The organism is Porphyromonas cangingivalis (assembly GCF_900638305.1).
In the GTDB taxonomy this organism is placed as follows: Bacteria; Bacteroidota; Bacteroidia; order Bacteroidales; family Porphyromonadaceae; genus Porphyromonas_A; species Porphyromonas_A cangingivalis.
Genome location: NZ_LR134506.1, coordinates 1,891,020 through 1,907,996, shown reverse-complemented (window position 1 = coordinate 1,907,996; position 16,977 = coordinate 1,891,020). Strand labels below are relative to the sequence as shown.

Sequence of the window (16,977 nt, the reverse complement as noted above, 5' to 3'; positions counted from 1 at the left end):
TGCATCGGAGTTTACACTTCGACACACCCTCTATCGTAGGTATCATTGAGGATTATTTTGCTTTAGGTTTGAGAGGCTTGAGAGACCTGAAGAAGTCATTGCCCTTGTCATCGACGAGGATGAAGGCGGGGAAGTTGACGACTTCGATCTTCCATATCGCTTCCATACCGAGCTCCGGATATTCGAGACACTCGACATTCTTGATACTGTCCTGGGCAAGGATGGCCGCAGGCCCTCCGATACTACCGAGATAAAAGCCTCCGTACTTCTGACACGCATCGGTGACCTGCTGACTGCGGTTGCCCTTTGCGATCATGATCATACTACCACCATGAGACTGGAAGAGATCGACATAGGAGTCCATACGCCCTGCGGTAGTAGGTCCGAAAGAGCCGGACGGCATACCTTCGGGAGTCTTCGCCGGACCGGCATAGTAGATGGGGTGATCCTTGACATACTGTGGCAGACCTTCGCCCCTGTCGAGACGTTCTTTGAGCTTGGCATGAGCGATGTCTCGACCCACAATGATCGTACCCGAGAGGGAGAGGCGTGTAGAGACAGGATACTTCGACAGCTCAGCAAGGATCTCGGGCATGGGACGATTGAGGTCGATCTCGATGACCTGCCCTTCGACACCGTTACGGTACTCTTCGGGGATGAGACGACCGGGCTGAGTCTCCATCTTCTCGATCCAGATACCTTGCTTGTTGATCTTGGTTTTGATGTTACGGTCGGCCGAACAACTCACCCCCATACCTACAGGGCAAGATGCGCCGTGGCGAGGTAGGCGGACGACACGAATGTCATGGGCAAAGTACTTGCCGCCGAACTGTGCTCCGATACCGAGGTTGTTGGCCTCTTCGAGCAGGCGAGCTTCAAGTTCTTTGTCACGGAAGGCACGACCACCTTCGTTGCCGGTATCGGGTAGTTCGTCATAATACTTAGCACTGGCGAGCTTGACCGTCTTGAGACAAGTCTCTGCCGAAGTACCACCGATGACGAATGCGATGTGATAAGGAGGACAAGCAGCTGTACCGAGAGACTTCATCTTCTCGACAAGGAACTCGACAAGCCTTTCGGGATTGAGGAGAGCCTTGGTCTCTTGGTAGAGGAAGGTCTTGTTGGCCGAGCCTCCACCCTTGGCGACACAGAGGAACTTGTACTCGTCCCCTTCGGTCGCCATGAGGTCGATCTGAGCAGGGAGATTTGTACCCGTATTGATCTCCTTGTACATATCGAGAGGGGCGTTCTGCGAGTAGCGGAGGTTCTCAGAGGTGTAAGTATCGTAGACACCGTGTGAGAGGGCTTCGGCATCGTTACAGTCGGTCCACACCCGCTGCCCTTTCTTACCCATGATCATGGCCGTACCTGTATCTTGGCAGAAGGGGAGCTTGCCCATCGAACTCACCTCGGCATTGCGCAAGAAGGTGAGGGCGACGAACTTATCATTATCCGAAGACTCGGGGTCGTTGAGCACCTTTGCGACGCGCTCCTGATGCTCCTTGCGGAGGTAAAACGACACGTCGTGAAACGCCTGGCGAGCCATCATTCGAAGCCCTTCGGCTTCGACCTTTAGTATCTCTTTCCCCTCAAAGGTGGCAGTGCTGACATACTGATCCGTAAGTAGATAGTACTCAGTCGTATCCTTGCCAAGGGGGAACATTTCCTGATATTGAAATTCCTTTGTTGCCATTGCTTAGCGTATATAGAGTTATGTAATCTTTGATGAGTGTGCGTGGAGAGAGCCTTATCTCCTACGGCCGAAGAGGCGAAGGAGGTAGAGGAAGAGGTTGATGAAGTCGAGATAAAGGGTCAGAGCACCGAGGACTGCGATCTTCTTGACTTCGTCGTTTGCATTGTCGACATCGGCGAAGAGGTTCTTGATCTTCTGTACATCATAAGCCGTAAGCCCCACAAAGATGAGCACGCCTGCAATCGATATCACCAATGACATAACGCCCGAGCGTAAGAAAAAGTTCACCACCATGGCGATGATCAAGCCTATGAGTGCCATGAAGAGGAGACTGCCCCATCGGGTGAGATCTCTCTTGGTGAAATAACCGTAGATCGCCATGACAGAGAATGTCCCGGCAGTGATAAAGAATGTCTCTGCTATCGACTGCGAAGTGTAGAGCAAGAAGATAGGGCTGAGAGTGAGACCATTGAGGAGAGCATAGGCACAGAAGAGTGCTGTCGCCATGCCGAAAGACATCCTTGAGATGCGGGCACTGAGATATACCACCACCACGATCTCGGCGATGATCAAGCCGTAGAAGAGGAGTTTGGAGCTCATCAGCGAATAGATGAGACTCTCGTTCTTGAAGAGAAGAAGGCTCGTAAGCCCGGTGATCCCAAGCCCTGCAGCCATCCACAAGAAGACATACTGCATGAGGGTGCGTTGCAAAGCCTGGGTACGTTTGATGTCTTGGACCGACAAGCGGTCGATCTGATATTGTTCCTGATCCATTTGTCTTGTATTTATGATGTTGTTTTACACAAATATAGACAAATAATCATTCGGATGTCCTTGCGACACCAAGTATCGAGCCTTGTTTGAAGCAAGAGGCTCAAGTAAGAAGGGGGGACTTGCCCCCCGTTGAGGATTACTGCTCCTGAAGCTTTTCGTAACGCTCGGAGCGTTTGAGGTGACGGGTGATTTGGTCGCGGCTGTTCTTGAGTTCGGTCTTGATGCGGTGCAGCTCGTAAGACGCTGTTATCGCCTTGACTGCAACGGCAGAGAGGACGAATGTCTGCTTTTTTCCCTTTGCGTTGAGGAGTTCGACTTGGAGCTTCGCACCATCGCCCATGCCGGCAACGAAGGCTGAGAGGCGTTCGGCGTTGTCGAGGGTGAATGTGATGCGTTCGTAGGTGCGACCGTCGATCTCGTAGCGGTAGTTGGTGCCACCGTCGTAGGGAATGATGTCCGATGCCACAAATGTGTCCGAAGCCTTATCACGGATGACGACACTCTCGCTCTCAAAGGCAGGACGACCCGAAGTGCTGGCAACGAGCTCAAGTTCGCCAAGATTGTTGAAGTACACATCGAGAAACGCAGACTTGGGGTCCGGCGTCGGAACATACCCCTTATATCTCATGATCGTATGGTCTTGTATCGTCTCATCGGCGACGACCTCAAAGAGTTCGAGAGCCTTTTCTTCCCTGACGAGGAGAGAGTCCACAAGGGGTGCGAGGAAGATGCTGTCACGGCGAGACTGCAAGAGGCGTACCTCACGAGAGAGGTCGAGAGCTTGCTTACGTTCAGCCACGAGGGCAGGATAGGTTTTATTCAGACTGTCGAGGAGGGAGAGTGCCTGCTCGTAGCGTTGTTCGGAGATGCTTGTCTGTGCTTCGGAGATGAGAGCACGTGCGGCTTTTTGTTCGCTCGATGTACAAGCAACGAGTACCGAAATGAGGATTGCAAATAGGGCTTGTTTCATGATGATTATCGTTTTAGGGATGAAAAAGTCCGCTCCATTGCGATGTGATAACGCAAGAGGAGGCTGTGTTGATACAGTGATTTGTAGGCTTGTGCTCTGTCTCCGATGGGCCGTCTCTCGGGCTTCGAGGAGCGGAAGTCCTGCCACGCCTTGAGGACCGCCTTGGCATCGCCGGGTTTGCCGGAGAGGAGGAAGACGGCCGCAGCCAGGAGGTCAAGGACTCTACGAAGGCGAAAGACCTTGCGCAGACGGTCCTCGGGGAGATTACGATGGAGCATCCGGAGGTTGTTGCGGAAGTTGAGGAAGGTCTTGCGAGGATTTTCGGCAGAGAGCGAAGCCCCACCCACATGATAGACGACACTCTGTGGCACGACATAGAGCTTGTGTCCGAGACACTGCCACCTCCAGCAGAGGTCTATCTCCTCCTGATGAGCGAAAAACGAAGCATCCAGCCCACCGGCATCGATGTATGCTTGTCGCCTCACAAGCATCGCCGCACCTGTCGTCCAGAAGACCTCCTGAGCCTCGCCGTCGCCATACTGTCCTCTGTCCTCCTCCACGGTCGCAAAGATGCGCCCCCGACAGAAAGGATAACCGAGTCGATCCATATATCCGCCTTGTGCCCCTGCATACTCGAAGGACTCGGGCGCACGCTCCGACCGGATCTTCGGCTGTACGGAGACCACTTCGGGATGTGCTTCGATGAAGTCATGGAGGGGTTCGATCCATCCCAGGGTGACCCTTACGTCACTGTTGAGAAGGAGGATGTAGGGATGTGTGAGGAGAGCTATGGCACGGTTGTAACCTTCGGCAAAGCCATGGTTGGTCTCCAAGTCCAACACCCTGACGCCCATCTCCCGACAGTAGGCCATGGAGCCGTCGGACGAACCGTTGTCGGCGACGATGACTTCGCCGATGTGTCCGGGCGTATTGTCGATGACCGCAGGCAGATAGTGGCGCAGGAGCGATTCACCGTTCCAGTTGAGGATGACGACGGCTATGGGTGGAGTGTGATGGGTCTCTTTCATAGTCGTCTGAACTCCTGATAGGGATTGAAGTCCAAAACCTCCTTTTCCCCGTATTTCCAACGTCTGTGTGTCCACAACCAAAGGGCAGGCACGGCATCGATGCGCTCTTCAAGGAGGTGCATGAAGCGTGCCGAGATCTCCCCGAACTCATGTGCCGAAGCATCCTCCGTCAGCACCTCCACCGTGCAGACATACCGCCCTCTGCGAGGACGCTCCACACGTAGGTAAGCGATCGGTGACTTCGTCTTCTGAGCGAGACGCTCCATACCGGTAAAGACTGCTGTATCTCGGTTGAGGAATCGGGTGAAGAGGTGCACGTTCTGTGGCGAAGGGGTCTGATCTGCGACGAAGATGAGGAGTCGGTTCGTCTCGCTTCGGCTCATGCCCATGATGGCACGTGGAGCGAAAGTCTTGTCGATAAGTCCGGTGCCAAACTTGCTCCTCAGCCTGTACATGACATAGTTGAGAGCGCCTTTGAGCGGCTTGTAGAGGACACTCATCTGCGTAAATGGCAGGAAGTCTTGAAAGCCCGTGAACCACTCCCAGTTGCCATAATGCCCGAGGGTAAGGTACACGAGACGATGCCCCTTCTCGTGCAAAGCCTCGATCTGCTCGTGTCCCCTGAGGACGACATGCTTGCGGAGTCTCTTGCTCCCGAAGCCGGCCATCATGAAGTATTCGACAAAAAGGTCTGCCAGATGGACATACACCTCCTTCTCTATCCTTGCACGCTCGGCGTCCGACTTGTCGGGATAAGAGAGACGGAGTTGCTCACGCACCACATCGAGACGGTAGCCCACGACCTTGCGAAGGCATAAGGCGACGACATCCGCCACCCCATAATGCCACCACGAGGGGAGCTTGCCGATGAGTGCCATGGCGGTGTAGATGATACTGCCGACGATACGGTCCTTTTTGCTGAAGTCAGGGGTCATGAGGCAAAGGGTGATTTTTTTTATTCAGCCAAGGTGGCGGTCATTACTTCGGGATCCTCGTCCGATGGTGCTCCGATGAGGACACTGTGGACCTCACCCTCGGGGACAGCCCCCTTGGGCAGGCGCACACGTATGTAGTTGTCCGTAAATCCGTAGATGTAGTCTTCGTCCGAACTGTGTTCGAAGAGTGCCCTGCGCACACTGCCCTGATGCGAGGCATAGAACGCCCGGAGCTTCTCTGCGCTGAGAGCGATGAGGCGTTTGCTGCGGCGGTGCTTCACCTTGGAATCCACCGTGTATTCGATGTTGAGGGCATCCGTGCCGGGGCGTTCGGAGTAACTGAACACGTGTAGCTGGGAGATGTCCAAGCTCTTGACGAACTCATAACACTCCTCGAAATACTCGTCCCTCTCGCCCCTCGTGCCCACGATGACATCCACCCCGATGAAGGCATGGGGGATGAGTCTCTTGATCGTCTCTATCTTGTGGCGGAAGAGGGTCGTATTGTACCTGCGACGCATGAGCTTGAGCACCTCGTCCGACCCACTCTGGAGGGGGATATGGAAGTGTGGTGCAAATCGCTTCGACCTTGCGACGAACTCTATCGCTTCGTCCGTGATGAGGTTCGGCTCTATCGAGGAGATGCGGAAACGCTCTATGCCCTCCACCTCGTCAAGGGCCTTGATGAGGTCGATGAACTTCTCACCCGTACTGCGTCCAAAGTCTCCGACATTCACGCCCGTGAGGACGATCTCTCGGCCACCTTCGGCGACCACGGTACGAGCCTGAGCCACGAGGTCATCGATACGCCCGTTACGGCTGCGCCCACGAGCCTTGGGGATCGTGCAGTACGAACAGTTGTAGTCGCATCCGTCCTGCACCTTGAGGAAGTGTCGGGTGCGCCCTTCCGAAGACACCGAAGGGGCAAAGGTGTTGATCTCCTTGACAGGCGTATGGAGGATGTGTGACGAAGCATGAGGTGTACCGAGCTGACCGAGATACTTTACGAGATCGACCTTTTCGTTCGACCCAAGAACCATATCCACCCCCTCTATCGAAGCCACCTCCTCGGGCTTGAGCTGTGCGTAGCACCCCGTGACGATGATACGTGCCTTGGGGAAGTCCCTATGCACCTTACGTATCGTCTGACGGCACTTCTTGTCCGCCAGCTCCGTCACCGAACACGTATTGATGAGACACAAGTCGGGCGTCTCCCCATCCCTGATCGTACGCATACCGTACTCGATGAGCGAACGCCCGATGGCAGACGTCTCGGCGAAGTTCAACTTACAGCCCAGCGTATAGTACGCAAAGGTTTTATTTTCGAATATATTGTTGTCTGTCATTACCTAATATAAATATAGGTACAAAAATACGACTTCTACCCGACTTGCGAAAATCAAGCCTCCGCCCCCATCTCCTCCACCTCCCCCCCCAATACAAAAGATCATAGGACGCGACAAAAAAAGTCGTTAGACTTGATGACGAAAGTCGTTAAAGACGATTGATCGTCTTTAACGACTTTTTTTCTACTTCCCGATACCGTCTGAAAGCACATACGAGGACTTGACTGTCTTCACGATGGATATGGATAGATAGTCGTAACAGTCATAAGAGACAAAAAGCCTTTGTTCCGGTATGATACCGACAAAATAAGGGTGGGCATAAATGACAAGAGGAGATGATGACTCATCTCCTCCGATAGGGGGCGCGATGCCTTGCGGACATCTCACCGTAGAGGTCTCGCTCCTCCACACCGCAAATATAAAACAAAATAATAATAAAACGATGGATATAAGCGATTTCGAAAAGATATTTCCCTCTCTCTCTGCTCAACCTGCATCCTATATAGTCCTACTGACTGTCTTTGTATAGATACAAAAATTTGTTTACCTCTTCCGAGTGGCTGTATCAGTCTTAATAGTCTTACTGACTGTCTTTGTATAGATACTTTTAGGAGAAGCTCCTCAAGTTCCTCCTCCTTTTGAGTCTTAATAGTCTTACTGACTGTCTTTGTATAGATACAAGAATCTAGAACAAGGCACTTTCCTTAAAGGAAAAAAGTCTTAATAGTCTTACTGACTGTCTTTGTATAGATACGGGGACTTATTACCTCTTCCTTCTTCCACTACTCTTGGAGTCTTAATAGTCTTACTGACTGTCTTTGTATAGATACATAGAATCTTGGTATGCCGATCGTCCCAATGATAGTCTTAATAGTCTTACTGACTGTCTTTGTATAGATACACAAAGTCCCTAAAGGAGGGGGAATCAACGTTCACTTTGTCTTAATAGTCTTACTGACTGTCTTTGTATAGATACCAATTGTAGAAGGCCTACAAAAAAGTCGAGAGATGATAGCGTCTTAATAGTCTTACTGACTGTCTTTGTATAGATACTCCTTCCTCATGAGAAAAAGGGAAAGGGAAAGGGTCTTAATAGTCTTACTGACTGTCTTTGTATAGATACTCAGCTTTGCACTCGTCCTAAGGGAGAGGAAAAAGAGTCTTAATAGTCTTACTGACTGTCTTTGTATAGATACCCAACGACTTTGCAGACAAGCATTGTTGCTCAGTGTCTTAATAGTCTTACTGACTGTCTTTGTATAGATACAATTTGATTACCAGTGATTTACGAAAACACTCTTTTTATAAAGTCTTTTCTGTGAATCATTTATGTTTTTTCGAAAATCCCCCTTCTAAACTGTTTCTATGTGTACACTATCCTCACTTGATCAAGGGGTACTTCCTTGAGAGACAAAGATATACAATTATGTTGAAATTTCGAAAATCTATGTGGAAAAATCCATCAAAATGACATTTTCGAAAAATCGATAAAATGATAGTTGATAATCAGCGGGTTATACTTTGAGAAAAGTCTATTTTTTCGAAAATCGGGTTCGGGGAAGTCTGCTTGATGCGATTTTCGAAAACAGAGAAATTTAAGCATTTCCATAAGTAACTCATCAATAGATGTATAGCAACTTTTGACAAGGTTGTTTTTTTCGAAAATGTTCTTGTTATCGAGACCTCTTCGGTAAGGTTGTCAGATTTTACGGAATGGGAGCTTTTTTGAGCATACTATACTCTCTATATGATTTTAGTTCTCCTTTTCCGTCGACTCTCAGGGGTATATTTTTTTTCTTCAAACCATGCATTGGCATAACAACGACGACAAAGAGGTAGTACAAAAAGAGAATCTTTTCGTGAAATGATGGGTTGAAAACTATGCAATAGGGCGTTTAGCTGACTTTCTGTCTTTATGGTGCACATAAAGACAGATTTATTCACTCTGATACCATAGTTTTCAAGAATTTTAGCGACTTTCTGTCTACATCTATTCGAAGAAATATCGTAAGCAATCAATATTTTTGAGGGCATAAAACTACCATTTAGGGGTGTAAAACTTGACTTTATTCTCTTTTTTAAGGCAAAAATCTCGTACATTTTTAGTTTGTAGAGCCATTATTTCTGACAATGTTTTTTGTCCTGTTCGGAAGTATTCCGGGGAGCACCATCTCTCCTTTATTTTCGAAATAATACGAGTACGTGTATGTATGTCGAGCAGACCGCTTTTCTCCCGGCGGACTTCTTCCCTTTTAGATAGTATGGCCAAGACACTCCTATCAACGACGAAAGAGCGATATTGTTCCATAAGATCAAAGCATAGAGCCGGCTTATTGTCTTGAGTGCTGTGCAATATGCCAATATTAGGGCTCAGTTGCCACAGGTCTATGGTTCGCATCACATAGCTTTGCAATATGGCATAACCATAGTTGAGCATTTGGTTTACGATGTCTGAAGCCCCTTGCTGTACTCTCCCGTCAAATGCGTGTCCGGTGCGTTGTATCAGAAGTCCAAAAGCACTCCAATATATTTTTGCTCCTCGAGCTTCGAGAAGCATTGCATTTTGACGTACTTTTTCAGCAGTATTACCTGATATCGGAAGCTTTTCGATCGCTTTTAACTGCTCAATGGCTTGTTGTAGATATTGACATAGCTCTTCTTCTTTGCGAAAATACTTGTAATAGTATTTTAGGAGTTTGGCTTGATTTTTGATTTTGTTGCGCACCAAATCCGAAGCGAACTCACGTATCTGATCATCGGACAGACTCATCTGGGCTTTCATGTGAGAGGGAAGAATAGAATCCACACTGCTCACAGAGGCATAGGCTTCTCCTGTTGCCTTGTAGTAGATGATACGGATATTTCTTTTATGACAATAGTTTGCCACATGGCTACTGAACGAAACACCCGGAGCGATGATACTGATCTGTTCGATTTGGTGGGCGGGTTGTTTGCAGATAATATTTCCAAACTTTTTGACCACAAGACAATTACGATTTAGCCCGATAAATGCTCCTGCTTCAGAAACAACAAAGTCAAAAACCTCCTCTTGCTCCTTAAGGTATCTCTTGAACTGTTTTTTCAACACCGTTGCCTCCTGATCTACTTTTTTAGGTCTGTGAGATAGAGTGTTGAGCCAGGTTTGATATAGAGAGGGGTTACCGGGTTCGGCAACAATCTGTCCATTCCCTATGACTGTATGATTGCCTATATGTACCCAATGAGCTATGGAGAGCATAAGGGCTGCAATGGGATCGTAAGACGTTTGGTAGTACAATTGCCCCAATATCCCGGACATATCGTACTGCCGTTTTTCTTTCATTGTAGGCTTATGTGGAATGCTTATTTGAGAGAGCAACAGATCATCTTTTTCTTCAAAAATAAAGGGTGCTGACGGTGCAGAAGATGCGGTAGGCTCTTGGATGTACAAATCGTATAGGCGACGAGAAACCCGATTCATCAGACGAGAAAACGGGATACGGTCTGTAAAGATTTGGTCTATTTTGAGTGTTGTGGGGGTAAGAAATCGGATGCCAAGTGTGTCGCTCCATTGTGGCGCATGCCTCCAAAAGAACTCTACATCCAACTTCGCTTTAGATAAAGGTAGATTGTTTTCGTACCTGTCACTTTGAGCATTGAGCAATTGATAAGATTTATACCGAAGTCCATATTCATGAAAGAAGTTGTAAGCCTGCCACTCGGGCAAAAAGGTGAGGAAGTCCTCGACCAAGCGAGGAGAGCCGGAGATGATGGTAATGTAGAGGTCGAGGGCTTCGCCTGCCCCGAAACCTCGCCGAGTGGGCTTGTCCGCACGTATGACGAGTCGTGAGGAGGGGCTGCTACCGGATCCTTCAGGCTCTTGTGGTTTGAAGAGCTCGTCATAGAGGTGGGAGAAGCGAGAACTGTTTTTCAAGGCATTGCCTAAAGCATAACGTGGCAGGAAATACCATTTGCCCGAAAATGTAATGACCTGACGTGCTTCGAAACGTACCCTGAAGTGATACGCCGAAAAGGCTCTGAGAAAGACAGGCAAAGTCGCTGTATCGATGACTGACGACATACAGATGTGTTGTGCTGAGATATAAATGCAGGGTACGTGCAGTGAATTTACTTTTCGACAAACTGTCCGTACCCTACATTGGTCTTTGCCCCAAGACCGAAGGTGCAGATGATTTCTTTGAAGAGCTTAAGCTTGAACTCCGCAGGGAAGCCTCCGTGATCCTTGAGGATGAATCTAAACTGATAGGTCACGCCGGGATTGACCCTGAGGAAGCGCACAGGCTTGGGGTTCTGCAGAGGATGGGGGTGGTGGGTGATGTAATCTTCGCCGAAAAGATACTGTTTGGGAGTGCCAATGGGGACGGCATCGAGGAAGATGTCCCTATCATAGATGGATAGCCCTTTGCCTTCAAATACCGTTTTGATAAACTTTTCTGCATCTATCCCTTTGTTCTCTCCAAAGCCACACTTCTTAAGTACATCTTTATCCTCCAAGAAGCCCCACTCCAAAATGGCTGAGCGCAACATCCCCTTGATCGAAGATCCGGGAATGACGGGAAGTCCGGAGGTATAGTCAAAGTACATCCCGAGATTATACACTTCGGCGGAGTCTTCTTTGTCGGTCTGATTTCCGCTGCTCTTTGGCTTGTTGACCTCGTGGTGATAACCTATACCACAGACCAAGCCGGGGTAGGTGGTCTTCAGCTCAAAGGTCTCGATCAATCCTTTGCCAAAATCCTCGCATGGCATCTCAGGGATTATTTTAACCTCCTTGAGCTTGTCATGATCACCTTTGTTGAACTCAGAGAAATTGACAACTTCTCCTTTGCCATTGATCCTTAACGTGTCGAAATAACGCCGATAGTACCAGTAACCAAAATTCATCACTCATTACCTCCTTCCTTTTTCTCTTTCTCTCTGGCTGTAAATGTCCGGAGTGCCAGCTTGAGTGCCACTGCGTATTCAAGGATGAGCTTTTCCCAGCTTTTGTATTCGAGTGCGTTTGTCAAGGATCCTACGTTGCCTCCCTTGTTGCCGATAACAAGCTTTATGATTGCCGTGGGATCATCCGCTGTCACTTCTTTGTCTTCTTTATCCATATAATACATAAGATACAAGGCTTCAAGCCACTTTCTTCGATCATCTTTCTTTCGATCATCTTTCTTTCGATCATCTTTCTTTCGGTCATCTTTCTTTCGGTCATCTTTATTGTAAAAGATAAGCGTAGGAAGAAGCCCCGACTGTATGATGTTAGGGCCAAGGGCATTGATGTATCCTTCGTGGACTTTCTCGAACGAAGCAGTCTTAGTGTCCACAATCTTGACCTTCTCGATGACCCTCATTGCTAAGGGAATCAGGGTCTGTATCCTCTTCTTGTCCATCTACTTTTGAGTTTTCGTGCTGTTTTCAATCTTACAAAAGCCGTAACCGATAGAGCCGTTTGCTCCTATCTGTACAATACCCTCTTGAAGTATCGTGTCGAACCCCTTAAAAATCTCTTCATCGTCGTAGGATACAAAGAAGACAAATCGTGTCTCAGAGGGGATGACTTCCTCGTACCATAGATTTTTGCTCTCTCCGTTGTCCAGCTGGTTACGAGCAATCACGGGAAGTTGCTCAAGCTCAGCACGGATCGAATTATCATCACAAAACTCAATCTCTTCGGGAACGAAGTTGAGATCAAGCTCCTTAGCTAAATTTTCGATGGTGCTTGTCAGTGCGTTGCTTGTCCTGAGGGTATATGGCTTCTTCCCCTCATCAGAAGTGCGGATCGGGTAAGCGAACAAGTTCGCTTGAAAGAAAGTAAAGTGTCCCACACTGTTGGTCTGACTCGGATTGTTTGCATCACTCCCAAAGACATGATCTATGGAATCAAATTTCTTGCTCTTGAAGTACTGCCTCAACGCCCCCTTAAGGCTTGACGAATAAATACAAGGAAATCCTGTCGTCACATCTCGCTGCACACAATTATCGACGACTTCATAAGTGGCATCTCCCTTGCCGACGTGCATATTGGTGAGGCATCGGATGGTGTAAATCGCTGTTTTCATATATGATGATATTATTTTTCAGTTTCTGATGGTTTTATGATCATGGCATGGTTATAGCCGATTTTATGGAAGTTTTTCTTGTCCTTTAGAGCTTGGCAGAATGCTTTCGCCTTTTCATGGTCTTTGAAATAGAAGACCGAACCGGCAGCGTAAAGTTCTTGTTGAAAGCTGAGAACGACATGGGGTTCACCTCTGTTACTTTCGTCGCTACCCTCTGAGGTTTGAATAGGCTTCGAGTGACGCTCTTTACCCACATTGTAGTACTTTTTCGTTCCTATGCCGGTGAGTAGGCAGGCAAAGTCTTTCACCGTGGTGATGCCGAAGGTGGCTTCAGAGACCTGATCAGAGGAGATCAAAGCGTCGGACAGCAAGACCACGGTATAGTGCTGCTTGTCTTGAGTGAGGTCGGAGGGTTTCACCGAGAAGTCGAGCGTCTCCTCCGCGACTTCCATCACGAAAGGTTGTCGCTCACCACCGAGATAGACGATACTCTTCTCATTCATGGGGATGTTGATCTTATCGTTGGTTTTCAAAAGGGTTGCAAAGCAAAAGTTGCGGGCATTGTCTTTGCTGAACTTATAGAATGTCTGACGGAAAAAGGCATCATCTTGAGTTCCACCCTTGTAATCCTTACGAATACCGATGCGTTCGTCTGCGACAAAGAAGTCCTCTTCAGAAAACAATGTTTGCCCGTCTGACGAAATCCAACAAGACTCAAGTGCCTCCTTTGATGAATATCCCTCAAGCAATGGAGGGCATCCCTCTTTGTGAGAGAGCGAAAGCAGCTCGATCGATTTGCCATCCTTTTTCTGGTATCGCTTCCCGACGGGGACAAAAAGCTTACCGAACGTCTTATCCATGATGAAGACAGGAGAAAGCGACTCGATCTTACCGAACGACTGTTCTTCCGACTCAAAGGGCAAAAAGCTCTGCTTTCCGATCTCATTCTCTGCAAGAACAGGACAAGCGATCTGGTTGTTCTTGAAGACATCATCACCTGCCACTTGCAACAACCGGTATCTCAGCAATCCCAACAGGGTCGTCTGCTGAGGGAAGTGCGAAGAGTGGACGAAATAGTTGACATTATCGTCGCCAAAGGTATTCTTCTGCCCGAAGAAGAACTTATCCAATGGGGTTAGCTTTATGAGATAGGTCGTCATATCATTTCTCGTCTTTAGCGGTTACAAACTGGCAATAACGCAAGATCCCATGCAGAAGAGCCTTTTTCCCCTCCTGAGTTTGAGGTGCATCTTCGTCCTTATGCATCCGATAGATAAACTCTTCAAGTCGTTCGAAAAAGCCTCCTTCACCACGATGGTTCTTATGGACATCCTCATCGAAGAAGTTGGCAAAAACTGCCTTTATACGATTTTTGTTGCCGGTCACACTGTCCGTGAAGATGGCTTCGTACATCTCCTCGATCCAGTAAATGAGGCTGTTGATCATGGAGACATCACTCTTGAATGCTCGGATGAGCTCCACAGACTTTGCATACAAAGTAGTATTCCGGATATCAGACGTAGCATCGGAATGCTTACGAGGGAGTTGAAATTCGATCTTCTTCCCGCTGTGCTTTCGGATGGATATTGCCACGGCATCTTTTGTTTCAGTCTTTTTTACTTTGTCCAATGTGCCTATGGCGACATCCATGGCTTCGGACATTGGGCTTTTGTGATAGAAGATACTGACGCCATAAGACATCGACAACTGATTATCGGCATTAAGGTTCGTTCGAAATTTTTGGAAGCACTCATCGATAATCTCGATAATCCTGAAGATGTCTTTCTCGACATCACCTCCAAGTATCGGGGCAAAGAGCTTCAAGTCATCGCCACCGATATACACAGGCACAGCCTTTGTCTCGTTTCGCAACTTATTGACCACATCGACCGAAAAGTTGAAAAACGACTTGGCAAAATTTCTCATATCATCGGAACTCGAAAGTTTCCTTATATACTTCCCGAAGTTATCTCCATCGGCTTCTATGATGGCCAGGTACTTGTAACAGTTGCGATAACCGTCTTTCTTCGTCAGCTTCGTGTAGTCGATCTCACTTTTATCGCTGAGATTTTCTTTAATCATATCAGGGCTAAGCCACCCCGACACCGCTATCTCTGAAGTACTCTCAAAAGGCCTTTCGCTTTCACCTTTAAACCCCTGAAGAAATCCATTTTTGGCGTTCTCCATAAACTCCTCCATATAGTCCTTGCCCTGAGGCGAACTTTTGCAGAACAGTTCTTGGGTGTCCAAGTATTCGTTAAGGATTTTCAAGGGGCCTTCCTCTGCATCAGGCACATCCACCAAGATTGTGGAGATGGAGATATAGCTATCTAAGTACTCTGGAATGTCACCTATTCCTTTCTCGGTCAGCTCTTTTATGATCTTTTCTTTGGCTCTTTTGACGTGAGCCTTTGCATCGCCTTCAATAAAAAGCCTATCGGGAAATAATCCGACCTTGGTCTTTATTGTGTCGAAAGACGGTTCTTCCTCGGGTAAATGAGGAGATAGGATCGAGCATCCCCCCAACTCCTCTATAAGCCTTTTCATTATCCACGAAAACATATAGCTCGCAGTCCAAAAAGCTTTCACACTACGAGCCTTCCCGATAGTCTTAAATATCGGTCCGATTGTCACTGCTGTGTAGATCATAGAATTTCAAAGTAGCCTTGGTTGTTAGACAGTAGCCCTTTCAGGGAAATCTTATTGGGAATTGAAAGTATTTGCCCATCTTGATCGTTTTCCTCTAATGTCTTGAAAGAAAACTTTGCTCCCAATAGTTCTTTGGGGATATCATACATGATAACGAAAATTCTCTCATCAATAGGTTTATATAATAATGGAGAAGCAAAACGATCAATGGTGACTTTGTCCGGATCGGATTCTATATGCTGGACAACCACTCTTTTTGATTTAGGGGGCTCATTATCCGGAAACTCAAATTGTCGTGGCAAACCTAATAAGGCTCGCACGAAACGGTAATGTCCTCTTTCTTCTTCAGTCAAATGTACCCCTTCCGCAACTTGTTTCACAAAATCTTTTTCTATCTTACGCTTGTTATTCTCAAATCTTTTCTTCAAGAAATTATTTCTCAATTTATTGTGTATAGATGAGATCGTTTTTAATAGAGATAAGCTGGATACAGGGCTATTATTTTCAGGCTTTATTAAGAAAGCCTTTCCTTTGAAGAATGTTTTTAATCCTTTGAGTGTATTGTATTTCAGACTCACATTTTTAAGCTTACAACTTTGATCCGAAATCAAGATTTTCTTGACAGTATAACTCCCAAATCCTTTTGTCTGACGACTCCCAAAGTTATGTAGCAAAAAGAAGGCCTCTATATGCTCCGATAGTTGATCCAGCAAACCCTCGTGATTGCATAGTGTTTTCCCAATGATTTTTCCCTTATCAAAGAGACCTAGCCGTATTTTAGACCAGTCAGGCTCCTGCCCCTCTGTTAACTTTACCTTGTCTTCATTTGCAAAATAAGCTGTCTGATAAAACACCTTCAAATCAATAGATAAGTTTCTCTTCGCAATCGACTTAAGTTTTTTCAGATTTTCTTTTTGGGGATTTTGCACAAGACAAAGACTGTATTCCGGTTGATCGTTTTTCTCCAACCTGAAAGACAACTTATAGTTCAATGCTCCTTCTTGCCTCGGGATAAGGTATAGCTCCAATCTTTCATTTGTTTTCTCGTGGCGTTTGCGAGCCTTGTCATCCTCTTTTTTGAAGTATTCTATCCCTCTTTCGTAGGGATCCGTTTTTGACAAGGTTGGATCTTGAGCATGTTTCTTTCCGATCTCTGTCAGGATAAAGCGATCCAGCTTTGGCTTGACTTCCGAAGCACGCAGGGTTGCCCCGATGTCCCTTGCTTGGAAGTGGATGATGGGGGTGTGTTGTTTGAGTTCGAATTCTAACTTATGCATAAAGTCTTGTTTTCTTGATTTAAGGACTTACACCATGATGTCACCGGGGATGGCTCTTCATTCCTTATTTGCGAAGAGACTCCTTCTGTTGACCTCTGTTATATCGCATCTCTTCGATTTCTTTTTGAGCGTCTAGCTCTATTTTCCTGAGATGATACTTAAAACATCTGTCAATCAGGACGACAAGCATCACGGTCAGACAGACCGTAAGGATCGGCCAAAATATCAGTTGAAATAAGTTGATCTTTTCATACA

The 16,977-nt window shown here is 47.3% G+C and carries 14 protein-coding genes and 1 CRISPR repeat array; all 14 genes read right to left on the bottom strand.

Going from position 1 to position 16,977, the window contains the following annotated elements; translation table 11 throughout:
• Positions 1 to 52: 52 nt before the first annotated feature.
• Positions 53 to 1,693 carry a fumarate hydratase gene (locus tag EL262_RS07830; protein WP_036846630.1) on the bottom strand — a complete coding sequence of 547 codons (1,641 nt, stop codon included), beginning with the start codon at positions 1,691 to 1,693 and terminating at the stop codon, positions 53 to 55.
• 54 nt (positions 1,694 to 1,747) lie between these two features.
• Positions 1,748 to 2,467: a Bax inhibitor-1/YccA family protein gene (locus EL262_RS07825; RefSeq protein WP_078735442.1), complete on the bottom strand. Its 720-nt coding sequence runs from the start codon at positions 2,465 to 2,467 to the stop codon at positions 1,748 to 1,750.
• A 136-nt stretch (positions 2,468 to 2,603) separates the two neighbouring features.
• Complete coding sequence (locus tag EL262_RS07820) at positions 2,604 to 3,437, bottom strand: hypothetical protein (RefSeq protein WP_025836510.1); 834 nt, start codon at positions 3,435 to 3,437, stop codon at positions 2,604 to 2,606.
• A gap of 5 nt (positions 3,438 to 3,442) precedes the next feature.
• Positions 3,443 to 4,465 carry a glycosyltransferase family 2 protein gene (locus EL262_RS07815; protein ID WP_025836508.1) on the bottom strand — a complete coding sequence of 341 codons (1,023 nt, stop codon included), beginning with the start codon at positions 4,463 to 4,465 and terminating at the stop codon, positions 3,443 to 3,445.
• A complete protein-coding gene (locus EL262_RS07810; RefSeq protein ID WP_025836506.1) occupies positions 4,462 to 5,400 on the bottom strand; it encodes a lysophospholipid acyltransferase family protein in 939 nt (312 codons plus the stop codon). The genes EL262_RS07815 and EL262_RS07810 overlap by 4 nt, the downstream gene beginning before the upstream one ends.
• Positions 5,401 to 5,420: 20 nt before the next feature.
• Entirely contained in the window at positions 5,421 to 6,746 is a 1,326-nt protein-coding gene (mtaB, locus tag EL262_RS07805; RefSeq protein WP_025836504.1) for a tRNA (N(6)-L-threonylcarbamoyladenosine(37)-C(2))-methylthiotransferase MtaB, read from the bottom strand.
• Positions 6,747 to 7,242: 496 nt separating this feature from the next.
• Positions 7,243 to 8,013: direct repeats of the CRISPR family, unit length 37 nt; unit sequence GTCTTAATAGTCTTACTGACTGTCTTTGTATAGATAC.
• 476 nt (positions 8,014 to 8,489) lie between these two features.
• Entirely contained in the window at positions 8,490 to 8,780 is a 291-nt protein-coding gene (cas2, locus tag EL262_RS10275) for a CRISPR-associated endonuclease Cas2 (RefSeq protein WP_036853297.1), read from the bottom strand.
• A gap of 4 nt (positions 8,781 to 8,784) precedes the next feature.
• Entirely contained in the window at positions 8,785 to 10,806 is a 2,022-nt protein-coding gene (cas1, locus tag EL262_RS07795; protein WP_078735441.1) for a CRISPR-associated endonuclease Cas1, read from the bottom strand.
• 47 nt (positions 10,807 to 10,853) lie between these two features.
• The gene (gene cmr6, locus EL262_RS07790) at positions 10,854 to 11,630 is read right to left on the bottom strand and encodes a type III-B CRISPR module RAMP protein Cmr6 (RefSeq protein ID WP_025836495.1); all 777 of its coding nucleotides are present in this window, start codon (positions 11,628 to 11,630) and stop codon (positions 10,854 to 10,856) included.
• On the bottom strand, positions 11,630 to 12,127 hold the full coding sequence (gene cmr5 / locus EL262_RS07785; protein ID WP_025836493.1) for a type III-B CRISPR module-associated protein Cmr5: 498 nt from the start codon (positions 12,125 to 12,127) through the stop codon (positions 11,630 to 11,632). Before cmr5 ends, cmr6 begins: the two co-directional genes overlap by 1 nt.
• Positions 12,128 to 12,796, bottom strand: coding sequence for a type III-B CRISPR module RAMP protein Cmr4 (cmr4, locus tag EL262_RS07780; protein ID WP_025836491.1), 669 nt, complete (start codon positions 12,794 to 12,796; stop codon positions 12,128 to 12,130).
• An 11-nt stretch (positions 12,797 to 12,807) separates the two neighbouring features.
• Positions 12,808 to 13,956, bottom strand: coding sequence for a type III-B CRISPR module-associated protein Cmr3 (gene cmr3, locus EL262_RS07775; protein WP_025836489.1), 1,149 nt, complete (start codon positions 13,954 to 13,956; stop codon positions 12,808 to 12,810).
• Position 13,957: 1 nt separating this feature from the next.
• A complete protein-coding gene (cas10, locus tag EL262_RS07770; RefSeq protein ID WP_078735440.1) occupies positions 13,958 to 15,445 on the bottom strand; it encodes a type III-B CRISPR-associated protein Cas10/Cmr2 in 1,488 nt (495 codons plus the stop codon).
• A complete protein-coding gene (locus EL262_RS07765; RefSeq protein WP_025836487.1) occupies positions 15,442 to 16,722 on the bottom strand; it encodes a hypothetical protein in 1,281 nt (426 codons plus the stop codon). Before EL262_RS07765 ends, cas10 begins: the two co-directional genes overlap by 4 nt.
• Positions 16,723 to 16,977: the final 255 nt, after the last annotated feature.

Bases quoted from the DNA above. Each gene is read 5' to 3' on its own strand.
- EL262_RS07825 (WP_078735442.1), bottom strand. From the start codon at position 2,467: ATGGATCAGGAACAATATCAGATCGACCGCTTGTCGGTCCAAGACATC.
- cmr4 (WP_025836491.1), bottom strand. From the start codon at position 12,796: ATGAAAACAGCGATTTACACCATCCGATGCCTCACCAATATGCACGTC.
- EL262_RS07815 (WP_025836508.1), bottom strand. From the start codon at position 4,465: ATGAAAGAGACCCATCACACTCCACCCATAGCCGTCGTCATCCTCAAC.
- cmr3 (WP_025836489.1), bottom strand. From the start codon at position 13,956: ATGACGACCTATCTCATAAAGCTAACCCCATTGGATAAGTTCTTCTTC.
- EL262_RS07820 (WP_025836510.1), bottom strand. From the start codon at position 3,437: ATGAAACAAGCCCTATTTGCAATCCTCATTTCGGTACTCGTTGCTTGT.
- cmr6 (WP_025836495.1), bottom strand. From the start codon at position 11,630: ATGAATTTTGGTTACTGGTACTATCGGCGTTATTTCGACACGTTAAGG.
- cas10 (WP_078735440.1), bottom strand. From the start codon at position 15,445: ATGATCTACACAGCAGTGACAATCGGACCGATATTTAAGACTATCGGG.
- cas2 (WP_036853297.1), bottom strand. From the start codon at position 8,780: ATGCCCTCAAAAATATTGATTGCTTACGATATTTCTTCGAATAGATGT.
- EL262_RS07810 (WP_025836506.1), bottom strand. From the start codon at position 5,400: ATGACCCCTGACTTCAGCAAAAAGGACCGTATCGTCGGCAGTATCATC.
- EL262_RS07830 (WP_036846630.1), bottom strand. From the start codon at position 1,693: ATGGCAACAAAGGAATTTCAATATCAGGAAATGTTCCCCCTTGGCAAG.
- mtaB (WP_025836504.1), bottom strand. From the start codon at position 6,746: ATGACAGACAACAATATATTCGAAAATAAAACCTTTGCGTACTATACG.
- cmr5 (WP_025836493.1), bottom strand. From the start codon at position 12,127: ATGGACAAGAAGAGGATACAGACCCTGATTCCCTTAGCAATGAGGGTC.
- EL262_RS07765 (WP_025836487.1), bottom strand. From the start codon at position 16,722: ATGCATAAGTTAGAATTCGAACTCAAACAACACACCCCCATCATCCAC.
- cas1 (WP_078735441.1), bottom strand. From the start codon at position 10,806: ATGTCGTCAGTCATCGATACAGCGACTTTGCCTGTCTTTCTCAGAGCC.